Origin of the sequence: Nocardiopsis dassonvillei (assembly GCF_964273065.1) — a bacterium.
GTDB lineage: Bacteria > Actinomycetota > Actinomycetes > Streptosporangiales > Streptosporangiaceae > Nocardiopsis > Nocardiopsis dassonvillei_B.
This window is the reverse complement of record NZ_OZ186815.1, coordinates 3,709,811-3,722,826: the sequence shown is the minus strand read 5'-3', so window position 1 is coordinate 3,722,826 and position 13,016 is coordinate 3,709,811. Positions and strand designations below refer to the sequence as shown.

Sequence of the window (13,016 nt, the reverse complement as noted above, 5' to 3'; positions counted from 1 at the left end):
CGCCTCCGGAAAACGGAGCGGGAACGACGCAGAGTGGAATGGGAGTGCACCCGGGGTGAGACATTCGCCTTTTCCGATACCCCGGCGGACATCGGGCAAACGGCGCCCCGAGCACCATTCACCCCGGCGGTGACACTTCTTCGGGAACGGGAGGTCCCGCCCGGGAGGACCCGAGAGGAGAAGCCGTCCGGGAGAAGCGGGAGAGCACGCGGAGGTGGTGCCGGGCGCCGCCCGCGCGTCCCCGGGGGGAGCGGTCTCCCGCCGGGCGGCGGCGGGCACCGCATCCGTGCGGGAAGTGGTCGGCGGTACCGGTGTGACCTCTTCCGGCCGTTTGCGGCACGTCAGCGACGTTTGCACCTAAACTGCGGCGCGTGGCCCATCACGCCCACTCGGACGGAACCCCCGGTCGCCCCCTTCCCTTCCTCCCCGGCGACCGTGTTCTGCGTGCCGCGATACTGTCCGTCGGGGCCGCCGCCGTCGCGGTCACGGTGCTGGGCCTGTACCTGTTCGGCGGACTCGACGCCGCCGCCCCCGAGCCGAAACCGCCCGGCACCGAACTGCGCAACATCCTGTACAGGATCACCCCGCAGGAGGCGGAGCCGGCCTCCGACGAGGTGGAGGGGGCGGTCGTCCGGGTCCTCGCGAACGTGGAGCTGCACGGCTCCGACCTGCCGGTCTCGATGTTCGACATCGCCTCGACCATGGACGTGCGCCTGCTGCCCGGCGAGCACGAGGTGAAGTTCCCGGACCTGACCCTGGCGCGCTACCCCCAGGGCGTCACCTCGCGGTTGCAGCCGCACATGCCGGAGGAGGCCCTGATCAGCTGGCCCCTGCCCTCCGGTGTCGCCCCCGACGAGGTCGAGGCGGTCCGGATCACCGTGCGCCAGACCGAGAAGATCACCGTGACCGACGGCAACGGGTTCCTGTGGAGCGCGATCCCCGGTTCCAGCGTCGGCACGGTCGACCTTCCGCTCCGGGAGGGCTGACCGTGCGCTCCAAGCCCCGTTCCGGCCCCGGCCGCCGCGTCCTGGCCTTCGTGCTGTGCGTGGGCCTGATCGCCGCGATCCTCTTCGCCCAGCGCTTCATCGTCACCGGGCAGGCGCTGGTCGCGCCCGTCGCGACCGCGGGGGCGCGGGGGGCGGCGGTGGCCACCCGCGCGTTCGAGGCCGAGGTGACCCGGGTGGACGTCGCCGCCGAGATCGAGGTGACCGGCAGCGTCATCGGGGAGCCCGAGAAGGTTCCGGCCAACGGGGTGTGGGTGGTCGTGTGGACGCGGGTGAACGCCCTGGAGGACACGGTCCACGGGGTCTCGGCTGAGCTGCGGATGTCCGGCGGGGTGGTCTACGAGGAGCGGGGCTGGTTCTGGGCGTCCCTGGAGCAGGCGACCTTCTCCCCCGGCATCCCGCAGCGGGGGGCGTTCGTGTTCGAGGTGCCCGCCGACCGCCTGGACGGGCCGACGCTGGTGCTGACGCACCGGCCCGGGTTCGAACGCCGGCTGTCCTCCCAGGTGGAGATCGACCTGGGCGGGGTCGACGCCGAGCCGGGGGCGGACGCGGTGGTCCTGGCCGCGCCCGAGATCGACATGGGTGAGAGCGACACGGGGGAGCCGGCGGATGCGTCCGAATGAGCCGGGGGAGCCCGGAGACCGCCGCGGGGACCGTCGCGGCGGCGGGCCCGGTGGCGGCTCCGGCGGCGATGAGCCGCCCGCGTCGCCGTACCGCGTGCCCGGGCCGCCGGCCGGACCGCCCCCGGTGGGGCGGCCCGACGGGTACGGCGGGTATCCGGGGGGAGCCCCCGGGCCCGGGGCCGGGGGGCGTCCCGAGCCGTCGGACCGGCGGATCCCCCGCCGTCCCGTACGGAGGCGGCCGGGGCCGGTGGACCGGGCTCCGGGAGCCGCGGAGTGGCCCGGGGGCGGGCGGCCCTCCGGGGCGTACCCGCCGCAGGACCCGCGTGGTGGACGGCGCAGAGAACAGGGACCCGGCAACGGGGAGGCGCCCTCCGGCCCGGCCCCGGACGCGTACCCGCCGCAGGACCCGCGCGGCGGACCGCGCCGGGCACCGCAGGGCCCCGGGAGCGGCGCGGCACCGGCCGGAGGGGCGCCCTTCGGTGCGGACCCGGACGGGTATCCGCGCGTGGAAAGGCACCGAGGACAGGGACCCGGCGACGGGGGGACTCCTCCGGGCCGGGGCTCGGACGCGTACCCGCGCGGGGGGCGCCGCCGGGCACCGCGGAACCCCGTGGACGGTCCTGTGGCGCCGGACGGCGGCGGGTACCCGGGGGAGCGGCCCGGGAGCGGGCGGCTCCCCGGGGCGTACCCATCGCAGGACCCGCGCGGCGAAGACCGTGCACGGGGGGCGTTCGACGGGCCCGCACGCCCCGGACCGCACCCGGGCTCCGGGGTGTACGGGGGCCCGCCCGGCCCCGGGCGCCCGGCCCACGGAGAGCCCGCTCCCCCGGCCGGCGCCCCCGGCGGACCGCCACCGCCCACCGGGGCCGGGGGCCGGTCCGTCCGGCACGCCCGTCCGCTGTGGAAGCGCCTGCACCTGCCCTACGCGGTGGTCCTGGTACTGCTGTTCCCCGTGATGCTGGTCTGGCCCTACATGACGGAGGTCCGGGCCGGGCGCGAGGCCGGAGCGATCCCGCCCGAGCCGCGGCCCGTGGACGTCGGCGACACCGCGGAACTCGCGGGCAGCGAATGGCGGGTTACCGGTTACATCACCGGCTTCCTGGGCGGGTCGGAGCCCCCGCCCGAGGGGGTGGAGCTCCTCGACGTCGGCTTCCGCGTCACCCCCGGCGACGAGGAGTCCGCCGAACTGCTGCGCCACAGCTGTGAATTCCGGGCCGTGGACGGGCGGGGGCGCTCCTGGGAGCGCACGCACCTGTTCTCCATGCGCGACTTCGGCGAGGAGGCGGGCGACGGAGCCTACGGCTGCGCCACCGCCGACGGCGAGACCATCGCCCCGGGGCAGGAGCAGTCCATCATCCTGTCGTTCCTGGTACCCGCGGACGCGGTCGGGGACCTGCGCTTCGAGGTCACCGTCGACACCTCCGACGACCCCGTCCGCCCCCGGCCCGACTCCCTCGTGTTCGAGGCCGAGCCCCTGGACTAGAAGGGTTCAGCGGGCGTGGCGGGAGCTGCGGGAGGGGACGTGCGTCGCGGCCCGGCGCACCCGGCGCCCGACGCTGTCCTCCTCGGCCCTGCGCAGAGCGATCTCGAAAGCGGCCGCCAGCAGGCACACCCGCATCAGCATGTGCAGGGAGGTCACCGCGAAGTCGATGGGCTGCAGCCACGGCCACCACTCGGCGTGCAGCGGGCCCGGTCCGCCCAGGAGGAACACCAGCCGGTGCAGCCGGGTGAACGCGACCTCCAGCAGGACGAAGTACAGGGAGTACGACAGGTAGAACACCGGCCCGAGGAGCAGGACGAAGCGCAGCGCGTTCAGGCACGGGTACAGCTGGTCCTTGAGGTCCCCGCCGAGGATCCGGTCGAAGAAGCGCCCGGTGCCGGCCAGCCGGTTGACCGCCCGGTCGAAGGTGCCGCGGGCGCGGCGCTCCTCGAAAACGCTGTCGTGGTCGTCGACCTGGGCGCGGTAGATCACCGCGGCGATCGTCAGCCACAGCAGCGGTCCCACGAACCCCGCTGAGACGGCCTTCCACACGGCGGCCCGCCAGACCCGGATCTGGTCGTACAGGTCGGGCCGGCCGATCAGACCGCCGACCCCGTTCAGCACGTCCCTGGCCCCGCTCTGGATCTCGACCCAGAAGACCCGGCCGGTCAGCCACAGCTCCGCCTGGGTGATGGCCGATCCCAGGGAGAACAGGAACATGAACACCCACACGCCCTCGAACAGGGCGGTGAGCACGCCCAGGACGGCGCTGTGCCGCTTCCGGTAGAGGTGCGAGCAGAGCTTGCGCAGCAGCCACGCGGATACGGCCACGACCAGCGGCAGGCCGTACCAGGGCACCTGCAGGGGCGCCGCGAACGCCTCCAGCCCGCCGCTGTTGATCAGGGCGATGCTGTAGACGTCGTACTGTTCGCGGATCAGCCCCCAGGCCGCGTAGAACAGCAGGAACGGCAGGATCGCCAGGGCCACCCCGTCCACCACCCGGCGCTCGCGCTCGGCGAAGCCGCGCTTGTCCTCCCGGACCACCTCCGAGCTCAGCTCGGCGTCGATCATGGGCAGCCCCGGGCGCAGCAGCTGGAACATGATCACGAACGTGACCAGGGTGACCAGCAGGGTCAGGCCCAGGCCCGCCATGGAGAGCGTCTGCTCGACACCGGCCAGGCGCACCAGGCCGCGCATCAACACCGTGTGCACCAGCATGCCCACGGTGTGGACGCACAGGAGGGGGACCCAGTAGCGTGCGGCCAGACTGAGTGCGTACACGGGCAGGAGGGCTGCGGAAGTCGTCGAGCGGACCATCGGTTCTCGAAGAGTAGAGGGCTGTGGAGAGGCCCGGCGGACCGCGTCCGGCTTCCGGTCGCGGGCGGTGCGGCCGGCGCGCGGGTGCCGGGCGCGCGGGAATTCAGGAGGGCTTGATGGAGGACGGCGACGGCAACGGCTGGGTGCACCTGCCGGACGGGTCCAGGCGCTGGGGAGTCTACGGGGCCGCGGGGCTGTTGTTGTACGGGACCGACGTGGCCGGAAGCGGACATGTGCTGCTCCAGCACCGCGCCGAGTGGACGCACATGGGCGGCATGTGGGGCATCCCCGGCGGTGCGCGCAACCGCGACGAGACGCCGCTGGAGGCCGCGGTCCGGGAGTTCCGTGAGGAGATCGCGGGCGACCTCGGCGGGTACACCGTGGTGGGCGTGCACGAGCACGACCTGGCGGTGTGGCGGTACGACACGTTCCTGCTGAGCGTGCCGGAGCTGGCTCCCTTCTCCCCCGGCAACGAGGAGAGCCTCGAGGTCCGGTGGGTGCCGGTGGCGGAGGCGGAGTCGCTGCCGCTGCTGCCCGCGTTCCGGTCGGCGTGGCCCACCCTGGTGGCGGACCTGCGGCAGGCCGTGGAGACGGCGGGCTGAGCCGGGCGGGCGTCCTGGCCGGACCCGGGCCTCAGCGGTCGGGGGCCGCGGCTCCGGCCGGGGACCGGTCCGGGTTCCGCGGGCGGCCCGCCCCCGCCACCGCCGCGAGGTGCCCGACCCGGGCCGCGAGCACCGCGCAGCAGCCCAGGGAGCACACGGCCAGCGCCGCCCAGAACGCGGGGAAGAGGTAGGGCGGCTGGAACCAGGCCATGTCACGCCCCTGGAACAGCCATCCGAGCACCTCGTGCAGGCTCACGAACAGGGTCGGCGGCAGGGCGTACGGCAGCAGGCGCACCGCCGTCGCCCACCGCGGCCGGCCCGAGCGGGCGAGCGCCCAGCCGCCCGCCCGGCGCACACCGCGGACGCCGAGGGGCACGGCCGCGACGGCCGGGGAGAGCAGTGCCGCGTCGGTCCACGCCGCCCACGCCCCCTCGTCCCCCGGCCGTTCCGGAGCCGCACCGGAGTCCACGAGTTCGATGAGCGCGTCGGCCAGGCCGCTCGCCCCCGCGCCGGAGGTACCGCTGTTGGCCATGACGGCGATGCCGTATCCGCTGTCCGGCAGCAGGGCCTGGTGGGAGGTGGCGGTCATGATCTGCCCGCTGTGCTCCACGACGGGGGCGCCGGAGGCGGTCTCCCCCAGCGACCACCCCAGCGCGTAGGAGCCGGACGCCTCCGAAGGGGTGTGCAGCTCCTCGAAGCCCCCGGGCGACAGCAGGCCCGTCTCCGCTCCGCCCGGCCCCCGCCCCCCGGTGCTGTGGGCGATGAGCCAGGCCCCCATGTCCTCGGCGCTGCCGACGACTCCGCCGGAGCCGTTCCCGAACCCGGGCGGCTCGTCCGCGGGGAGGGCCAGGCCGAGCACGACGATGTGGCCCCGCGCGTCGGCGGGCAGGTCCAGGTCCGTGTCGATCGTCGTGGTGGCGTCCATACCGAGCGGGGCGAACACCTCCTCGCGCAGGTGGTCGGCGAAGGGCCGTCCGCCGACAACCTCGACCAGCCGGGCGGCGACCTGGTAGTTCGGGTTGTGGTACTCCCAGCGGGTACCGGGCTCGGCCGCCAGGCGGACATCGCGCAGGTCGGCCACCGACCCGCGCAGGGTGAGGGTCTCCCGGCCCCGGCTGTAGGAGGCGAACTCGGTGTCGGACATGCCGGAGGTCTGGTCGAGCAGCTGACGCACGGTGATCCGCTCCGCGCGGGGATCGGCCATCGTGAACTCGGGCAGGTGCTCGCGCACCGGGTCGTCCAGGTCCAGTTCCCCCGCCTCGGCCAGCCGGAGGACCGCCAGGGCGGTGAACGACTTGCTGACCGATGCCAGGGCCATGGGCGTGCGGCCGGTGACCGGGGTGCCGTCCGGGGTGGTGCCGTAGCCGCCCACGTGCACGACGTCCGTGCCGCGGGTCAGGACCACCGCCGCCCCGGGCAGGCCGGTCGCCTCCCGGTAGGCCTCCACCAGGGCGTCGACGGCCTCCGGTGCCGGTGCGGCCGGGTCTGTTCCGGCGGCGGGGGGCGGGGCGTCGGGAGGGTCGGCCGCGGCGGGGGCCGCGGACAGGAGCAGCAGCGCGCAGGCCCCGAGAGCGGACGACACGGCGCGGAGGGGGCCTGCGGGTCCGCCGTGGCGGGCGGGGCGGGGGTCGGCGGGGACGGCGCCCCTGGCGGACGCGGGGAGGGTCATACGGAAACGCTAGGCACCCGGCGCGTTCCGGCCCATGGTGTGCTCCCCCCGGTCCTCCTGGGGTACTCCTCAGGGTCGTGAGCCGCGGCCCGCGGGTCGGGCCCCGGGACGCACGGCCGTACCGCACGCCGGGCACTTCCGGCGCGTGCCGTTCGTTGACCGGTCGTGGTCCGCGCTCCTCCGTCCGTCCACAGGCCGCCCCGCGGGGTGCGCCGCCGGACACTCCGGGGTAAGTCAGGGATGTGCCCTGATGTGCGCGCGGCCCGGGGCATTGCATGCTGGTGGAGACGGCCCGGCCCAGAGCGGTCGTCACGCGAACGACTGGAGCGGTGGACATGACGCTGGAGCGCGGTAACGCATTCACTCCCGTCGCCTCGGCGACGATGATCTGGCCCTGGACGACGTCCGTGCTGGGCGGCGCCGCGGGCGGCGCCCTCTTCTTCCTGCTCAGCCTGGGCGGCGGGCTGCTCCCCGCGGTCATGTCGGGCCTGGGCGCGGCCGTGATCTTCTTCTCCCTCGTCGGCGGTGTCGGCGGAGTGATCAGCAAGAAGTCCGACCGGCGCGGACGCCGCTACGCGGCCAACTACCCCTTCCGCTACGCCGCGGTGCCCGCCGTGGTGGGCGGTGTGGGCTACGGGATCCTCTCCCTCAGCCTGTTCGGCGGCCTGTTCGCCGCGCTCGCGATCTGGGCGACCGTGGGAGTGATCGCGATGGTACTCGGCGACAAGAAGTAGGCTCGGTGTTTTCCGCCCAGGTGCGGAAGAGGGAGAACACACCTACGGGAGCAACCGGGCGCCGATGACTGAAGCTGCTCGTCAGAAGATGGTCGAGCGGGTCCGAGGGCTCCTCCGCATGGCGGAGGACCCCTCGGTCACTGATGCCGAGAGCCAGGCGTTCACCGCCAAGGCCGCCGAGCTGATGACCCGCCACGCGATCGCGGAGGCCGAGGCCCGCGCCGAGCGGGGCGAGGAGCCCGACGCGATCGGACGCATGGACTACACCGTCTCGGGGGTGGGCGGCCACGGCAAGGCGCGGGTGCGGGCGCTGGCCGACATCGCCGCCGCCTACGGCTGCCAGTCGGCGGTCCGCGGCAACTCCTCGGAGAACACCGACAGGGTGCTCATCCTGGTGGGGACGGTGAGCGCGCTGGACGCGCTGCGCATGCTCATGCCCTCGATCTCCATGCAGATGGAGTCGTCGGCGAAGTTCATGAGTTCGGGGCACGTGACCGATATCCGGGAGCTGCGCAACTACACGCGCTCCGAGCTGGAGACCGAGCGCAAGCGGTACTACCGCTCGTTCGTGCGGGCCTACGGGCAGGCGGTCGCCGAGCGCATCCGCGAGTTCCGCCGCCGCCTCCAGGAGATGGCGCAGCCGACCGGCACCGGTTCGGCCGCCGAGAACGAGGTGGCGTCGCGGCGCGGTGCGGAACTGGTGCTGCGCGCCGACGTGCACCGGGTCCAGGAGGAGTTCCAGAAGCAGTTCCCGCAGCTGCGCAAGCACCGGCCCGAGCGGACGCACAGTGCCGCCGGGGCCCGGGCGGGGTACCAGCGGGGGCGGCAGGCGCAGCTCGGCCTGGAGACGTCCGTAACGGGTGGGGCTTCATCCTCTCTGCCCACGAGCGAGTGACGGAGTCCGGTTCACACCAACCGAGCAAATTGTCCTGTTTTATGGTGATTCGCAACGCCGGAAAGGGTCCGGTTGCGCGGAGTTTTCCACAGGCTGTGCACAGGATCGCTCCTGACGACGTTCTCGCACGTCAAAGCGGAAATGCGAGCACAGGCCGCGGGTGATTCGGGTGATCCTGGGGCTGATTACCCCGGGTTATCCACAGGCTGGCCGCAGTCCTGTGGAAAACCGTGTGGATAACCCGGCGGCAAGCCGGGGATAAAGCCCGAATCCGCTGATCAGGACACCCGCAACGGCTGCACCAGATACCGGAAGGACGGGGACTCGCCCTCCTTCGCCGGGACATCGGTGAACACGGCGGGTTTCGTCGGCTCCGTGAAGTTCAGGTGGGCGGTGTCCGTACCCATCGCCGCCAGGCCGTCCATCAGGTAGTCGGGACGGAAGGCCACCCGCAGCGGATCGCCCTGGTAGTCGACGGAGATCGCCTCCACCGCCTGGGCGTCCTCGCCCGAGCCCGCCTCCAGCGACACCTCGCCCTCGGTGAACGCCAGCCGCAGCGGGGTGTGGCGGTCCGCCACCAGCGCCACCCGCTTCACCGCCTCCATCAGGGGGGCCACCGCCACCTCGGCGCGGGAGGCGAACTCCGCGGGGAACCAGGCGGCGTACTTGACGAAGTCGCTGTCGATCAGCCGGGTGGTGCTGCGCCGGTCACCGTTCTCGAAACCGATCGTGCCCTCCCCGGGCGCCAGGCCGCCGGCCGCACCCGACGACAGGGCCACCTCGATGTTCGAGCCGCCGATGACACCCCGCACCATGTCGTGCAGGGTACGGGCGGGCACCAGCGCGGACGTGTCGACGGCGGGGTCCTGCGGCTTCCACCACAGCTCGCGCACCGCGATGCGGTAGCGGTCGGTGGCCACCACGCTCAGCGTGTCCGCGGTGAAGTCCAGGTATGCGCCGGTCAGCATCGGCAGCGTGTCGTCGCGGCTGGCCGCGGGGGTGACCTGGCGGACGGCCTCCGCGAACGCGTCGGCGGGCACCGAGCCGATGCGTTCGGGCATGCCGGGCAGCGTGGGGTAGTCCTCCAGCGGCATCGTGATGAGCGTGAACCGGGCGGCCCCGCCGCTGATCCGCACCCTCGTGCCGTCGGTGTCGATGTGCACCGAGCCGCCGGGGAGGTTGCGCACGATCTCGGCGAGCAGCCGGCCGGGGACCAGCACCGCGCCGGTCTCCTCCGCCAGCACCTCCACCGAGGACCGGGCCGAGACCTCGTAGTCGAACCCGGACAGGTGGAGGGAGGAACCGCCCTCGGGGACCTCCAGACGCATCCCGGCCAGCACCGGCACCGCCGGGCGGCTCGGCAGGGCGCGGGCCGTCCAGGCGACGGCCTCGGCGAAAGCGTCTCGGTCCACACGCAGTTTCACGATCTCTGCCTCCTCGTCGGGATGGTCAGGGTCAACCTACCCATCGGCGCCGACAAATCGACGAGCCCCGGGCGGGCCCTCGGAACAGGGCGCGACCAGGGCCGATCGTGTTCGGTGTGCGGCTGTGGGGGCGGATGTCACCCGCGGTTCGGCTTGAGGGTCCAGATGATCGTCATCCTGCCGGTGACGGTGCCGTCCGCCATGCGGATCTCCACATCGATGGGGAACTCGGGGCGTCGGCCTCCGTCGAGCTCGGCGATGACCTCGTCCCGCGGGCGGCCCAGCACGGCCTCGGCGGTCATGTCGCCGGTGGCCATCTTGAGGAAGTGGATCTCGGCCTTGGTCGGCAGCGGCAGGGCGCGGTCCATGGTGTCACCGAAGGTGCCGATGATGATGGCCCCGGAGGCGGACTCGGCCAGGGTGAACATCGCCCCGGCGTGCGCGCCGCCGATGTGGTTGTGGTGCTCGGCCCTGTCCGGCAGGTTCATCACGGCCCTACCGAGGTCGAGCTCCTCGAACGACAGGCCGAGCGTGCGGGCGAAGGGCACCGCGGCCAGGAAACCGGACTTGACCATCTCCGCCGTCTCGGCGTTCATGTTTGCCATGCCCCGCATGTTACTTGCGAGTAACCCAGGCGCGCCACCCGCCGTCGGCGACTTCCCCGGCGGGCGCGTACCGGGGGGACGGTTCGGCTACGATGACTCGCGGAGACCCTAGGGTCCCGGGGAGGGTTCGCATAGCGGCCGAGTGCAGTGCTCTTGAAAAGCACCAAGTCCTTGACGGGGCTTCGTGGGTTCAAATCCCACACCCTCCGCGGTGGGGCCGCCTGCTCGAGGAGCGGGCGGCCCTTCGTGTTGCGGGGCGGGGTCGCGCAGGGAGGGCGGTCCCCGTTCCGGGGGTGCCGTGTCCGCTCGTCCGAGCCCTTCCCCGGCCGTCGGCGCGGGCCGCCGGCGGGTGCGGGTACCGGGGCGGTGTCCCGGTGGAGGGCCCCTTCCCCGGACCGGTCTGCCGCCGGTCGCGCCGGGTGTGACCGCCGCGGTGGCGCTCTACGGGTGGTCGCGGCGGCGGTGCCCGGGGCGGGCGCGGTGGTGGTGATGGACCGGCACGTAGGCCAGGCGCATCGCGACGGCGGCCGTCAGGGTCCGGGGGACGCCGCCGACGCCGCCGGGCGGGGTGACCGATGCCGAGGGGACCGGGCCGGGACGGCCGCGGGGGTCGTAGGTGATGTCCAGGGCGTCCCCCGCCGAACCCAGCGGGGAGCCGTGCGTCACCGCCGACGGGCCGCCCTCCGGGCAGTCGAGGGCGTGGTCGTACTCGGTGCGGGTGCGGGTCGACGTCGTGCCGTCCGCGTTGGTGGTGGTCGTCACGACCGTGCGCGAGGCGACGTCCGTCAGGGTGCACTCCACCCGCACCCCGCGGTCGTGCAGCGCGGTGTCCTCGATCCGGTCGGCGGTCTCGCCGCCCGCCGAGACCAGGAGCACGCTCGCGGCGGACCCGTGGAACGGCTGCGGGAAGGCCCATGCCTCGCCGCGGACGTAGAGCATGAGGGAGGAGAACCCGCCGAAGAAGGCCGCGATTCTCAGCAGGTGCCCCCGGACCGGCGTCGGCCGGCCCTCGCCGTGGCCGACCACCAGGGCCGGGAGGAAGTACGCGCCGGCCACCGGCAGGGGTATCGCCACCGCGGCGAGGAGGTCGACGAACAGGTCGGGGGAGGGTGGCTTCGGGCGTGGGCGCATGCGGACCGTCCGGGGTGGGGGCGCGGCACCTGGACTCATTCCCCGGAACTGCGGTGAGTGGTGTCGACATGGGGGCGGGTGCGTGGGAGGGTGCGGGGATGATCGGACGGTTGCACACGTTTGTCTACGACTGCCCCGACCCCGAGGCGCTGGCGGGCTTCTACGCGGAGCTGCTGGGGAGGCCCATCGGTCAGCGGGACGATGGCTGGGTGACGATCGGCGACCCGGAGCAGTGGCCGGTGCTCGCGTTCCAGAAGGTGGCCGGGCACCGGGCCCCGGCGTGGCCGGACCCCGAGCGGCCGCAGCAGGCGCATCTGGACGTGTGGGTGGAGGACATCGACGCGGCGCAGGCGCGGGTGCTGGAGCTGGGCGCGGTGCTGCTGCGCACGGCGGAGGAGGGGACACAGGAGCGGTTCCGGGTGTACGCGGATCCCGCCGGACACCCCTTCTGCCTGGAGTACGACCCGCGGTGAGCGGGGGGCGAGCGGCCCCGGCGGGCCGTCCACGGCCCGCCGGGACGCACGTCAGTCCTCGTCGGCCTGCTTGGGGAGCACGACCACCGGGATCTTGGAGTGGTGCAGCAGCCCCTGGCTGACCGAGCCCAGGAGGAGGCCCCGGACGGTACCGCGGCCGCGGGAGCCCACGACGATCGCGTCGGCGCCCTCGGCTGCCTTCAGGATGGCGTTCACCGGGGCGTCCTGCGTGCGCACCACGGTGACGTCGATGGCCACGTCGTCCCGCTGCTCGTCGATGGCCTCGGCGAGCATCTCGGCGACCAGCTGCTCGGACTGCTTCTCGAACAGGTCCTCCTGGGGCTGGAACCCCGAGGCGGTCAGGGCGACCGGGTCGTACGGGTAGGGCACCTCCCAGCTGTGCACCACGACCAGCTCCCCGCCGGTCCCGGCCACCAGGTCGACCGCCGCACCCAGGGCCCGGCGGCTGTTGGGGGAGCCGTCGACGCCGACGACGATCCGCTTCAGCCCGGTCGCCGTGGGCTTTCCGTCGTGTGCGGGCACGACCGCGACCGGGCAGGGCGCCTGCGCGGCCAGCCGGACGCTCACCGAGCCGACGAACATGGCCTTGACGGTGCCCATCCCGCGGGTACCCACCACCAGGAGGTCGTGCGGGTGGCTCTGGCGCAGCAGGGCCAGCGGCGCCTCCTCCAGGGCGGTGACGGTCTCGGCCTCGACCCCGGGCCGGACCTCGGCGACGTGCGCCGCCGCGTCCCGCAGGACCTCGGCGGCCTGCCCCTGGATCTCCTCGGTCGGCTCGAACCGGGCCGGCCCCCCGTACGCGGTCACGACGAGCGGCATGCCCAGGGCGTGGACGATCCGCAGCGGCACCCCTCTGCGGTCCGCCTCGACCGCCGCCCACTCCAGGGCCGCCCGTCCGTTGTCCGATCCGTCGATGCCCACCACCACGCGCGGTGTGCGGTCCTCGTTCACCATGTGACAACCCCTTTCAGGCAACCATCTTCACCGAGTACAGCAGTCGGGCCCGGGAACGGCACGGGGCCGTAAGGCCACCGGCCC

Annotated in this window: 13 protein-coding genes and 1 tRNA gene; 8 read left to right on the top strand and 6 right to left on the bottom strand. The window is 73.6% G+C overall.

The window, feature by feature from the left end; translation table 11 throughout:
* Nucleotides 1-371: 371 nt before the first annotated feature.
* The 3 genes from ACSUPR_RS16535 (at nt 372) to ACSUPR_RS16525 (ending at nt 3,110) form a co-directional block, all read left to right on the top strand.
* Nucleotides 372-986 carry a hypothetical protein gene (locus tag ACSUPR_RS16535; RefSeq protein WP_436885510.1) on the top strand — a complete coding sequence of 205 codons (615 nt, stop codon included), beginning with the start codon at nt 372-374 and terminating at the stop codon, nt 984-986.
* A 2-nt stretch (nt 987-988) separates the two neighbouring features.
* Nucleotides 989-1,627: a hypothetical protein gene (locus tag ACSUPR_RS16530; RefSeq protein ID WP_436885509.1), complete on the top strand. Its 639-nt coding sequence runs from the start codon at nt 989-991 to the stop codon at nt 1,625-1,627.
* 928 nt (nt 1,628-2,555) lie between these two features.
* On the top strand, nt 2,556-3,110 hold the full coding sequence (locus ACSUPR_RS16525; protein ID WP_436885508.1) for a hypothetical protein: 555 nt from the start codon (nt 2,556-2,558) through the stop codon (nt 3,108-3,110).
* Between the two features lie 6 nt (nt 3,111-3,116).
* On the opposite strand, the gene ACSUPR_RS16520 is transcribed toward ACSUPR_RS16525, so the two are convergent.
* Nucleotides 3,117-4,388, bottom strand: a complete 1,272-nt coding sequence (locus tag ACSUPR_RS16520; protein ID WP_436885507.1) for a hypothetical protein — start codon at nt 4,386-4,388, stop codon at nt 3,117-3,119.
* 152 nt (nt 4,389-4,540) lie between these two features.
* On the opposite strand from ACSUPR_RS16520, the gene ACSUPR_RS16515 reads away from it, so the two are divergent.
* Nucleotides 4,541-5,026, top strand: coding sequence for an NUDIX hydrolase (locus ACSUPR_RS16515; protein ID WP_436885506.1), 486 nt, complete (start codon nt 4,541-4,543; stop codon nt 5,024-5,026).
* Nucleotides 5,027-5,057: 31 nt separating this feature from the next.
* Here the strand turns inward: ACSUPR_RS16515 and ACSUPR_RS16510 are convergent, their stop codons facing one another.
* The gene (locus ACSUPR_RS16510) at nt 5,058-6,695 is read right to left on the bottom strand and encodes a serine hydrolase domain-containing protein (RefSeq protein WP_436885505.1); all 1,638 of its coding nucleotides are present in this window, start codon (nt 6,693-6,695) and stop codon (nt 5,058-5,060) included.
* Between the two features lie 335 nt (nt 6,696-7,030).
* Between ACSUPR_RS16510 and ACSUPR_RS16505 the strand changes: the two genes are divergently transcribed.
* Together ACSUPR_RS16505 and ACSUPR_RS16500 are read left to right on the top strand one after the other, a co-directional pair.
* A complete protein-coding gene (locus ACSUPR_RS16505; protein WP_436885504.1) occupies nt 7,031-7,429 on the top strand; it encodes a hypothetical protein in 399 nt (132 codons plus the stop codon).
* A gap of 88 nt (nt 7,430-7,517) precedes the next feature.
* Nucleotides 7,518-8,324 (top strand): DUF2786 domain-containing protein, encoded by an 807-nt coding sequence (locus tag ACSUPR_RS16500; RefSeq protein WP_436892035.1) that lies wholly within the window; start codon nt 7,518-7,520, stop codon nt 8,322-8,324.
* A gap of 278 nt (nt 8,325-8,602) precedes the next feature.
* Here ACSUPR_RS16500 and dnaN read toward each other — a convergent pair whose 3' ends face one another.
* Together dnaN and ACSUPR_RS16490 are read right to left on the bottom strand one after the other, a co-directional pair.
* Nucleotides 8,603-9,736 carry a DNA polymerase III subunit beta gene (dnaN, locus tag ACSUPR_RS16495; RefSeq protein ID WP_436885503.1) on the bottom strand — a complete coding sequence of 378 codons (1,134 nt, stop codon included), beginning with the start codon at nt 9,734-9,736 and terminating at the stop codon, nt 8,603-8,605.
* A 149-nt stretch (nt 9,737-9,885) separates the two neighbouring features.
* Nucleotides 9,886-10,344 (bottom strand): DUF4442 domain-containing protein, encoded by a 459-nt coding sequence (locus ACSUPR_RS16490; protein WP_436892034.1) that lies wholly within the window; start codon nt 10,342-10,344, stop codon nt 9,886-9,888.
* Between the two features lie 129 nt (nt 10,345-10,473).
* Between ACSUPR_RS16490 and ACSUPR_RS16485 the strand changes: the two genes are divergently transcribed.
* Nucleotides 10,474-10,562 (top strand) — tRNA-Ser (locus ACSUPR_RS16485).
* Nucleotides 10,563-10,794: 232 nt separating this feature from the next.
* On the opposite strand, the gene ACSUPR_RS16480 is transcribed toward ACSUPR_RS16485, so the two are convergent.
* Nucleotides 10,795-11,484 carry a hypothetical protein gene (locus ACSUPR_RS16480; protein ID WP_436885502.1) on the bottom strand — a complete coding sequence of 230 codons (690 nt, stop codon included), beginning with the start codon at nt 11,482-11,484 and terminating at the stop codon, nt 10,795-10,797.
* A 98-nt stretch (nt 11,485-11,582) separates the two neighbouring features.
* Between ACSUPR_RS16480 and ACSUPR_RS16475 the strand changes: the two genes are divergently transcribed.
* A complete protein-coding gene (locus tag ACSUPR_RS16475) occupies nt 11,583-11,957 on the top strand; it encodes a VOC family protein (protein ID WP_436885501.1) in 375 nt (124 codons plus the stop codon).
* 51 nt (nt 11,958-12,008) lie between these two features.
* Here ACSUPR_RS16475 and ACSUPR_RS16470 read toward each other — a convergent pair whose 3' ends face one another.
* Nucleotides 12,009-12,932, bottom strand: coding sequence for a universal stress protein (locus ACSUPR_RS16470; RefSeq protein ID WP_436885500.1), 924 nt, complete (start codon nt 12,930-12,932; stop codon nt 12,009-12,011).
* Nucleotides 12,933-13,016: the final 84 nt, after the last annotated feature.

Bases quoted from the DNA above. Each gene is read 5' to 3' on its own strand.
- ACSUPR_RS16475 (WP_436885501.1), top strand. From the start codon at position 11,583: ATGATCGGACGGTTGCACACGTTTGTCTACGACTGCCCCGACCCCGAG.
- ACSUPR_RS16470 (WP_436885500.1), bottom strand. From the start codon at position 12,932: ATGGTGAACGAGGACCGCACACCGCGCGTGGTGGTGGGCATCGACGGA.
- ACSUPR_RS16505 (WP_436885504.1), top strand. From the start codon at position 7,031: ATGACGCTGGAGCGCGGTAACGCATTCACTCCCGTCGCCTCGGCGACG.
- ACSUPR_RS16490 (WP_436892034.1), bottom strand. From the start codon at position 10,344: ATGAACGCCGAGACGGCGGAGATGGTCAAGTCCGGTTTCCTGGCCGCG.
- ACSUPR_RS16480 (WP_436885502.1), bottom strand. From the start codon at position 11,484: ATGCGCCCACGCCCGAAGCCACCCTCCCCCGACCTGTTCGTCGACCTC.
- ACSUPR_RS16500 (WP_436892035.1), top strand. From the start codon at position 7,518: ATGGTCGAGCGGGTCCGAGGGCTCCTCCGCATGGCGGAGGACCCCTCG.
- ACSUPR_RS16510 (WP_436885505.1), bottom strand. From the start codon at position 6,695: ATGACCCTCCCCGCGTCCGCCAGGGGCGCCGTCCCCGCCGACCCCCGC.
- ACSUPR_RS16515 (WP_436885506.1), top strand. From the start codon at position 4,541: ATGGAGGACGGCGACGGCAACGGCTGGGTGCACCTGCCGGACGGGTCC.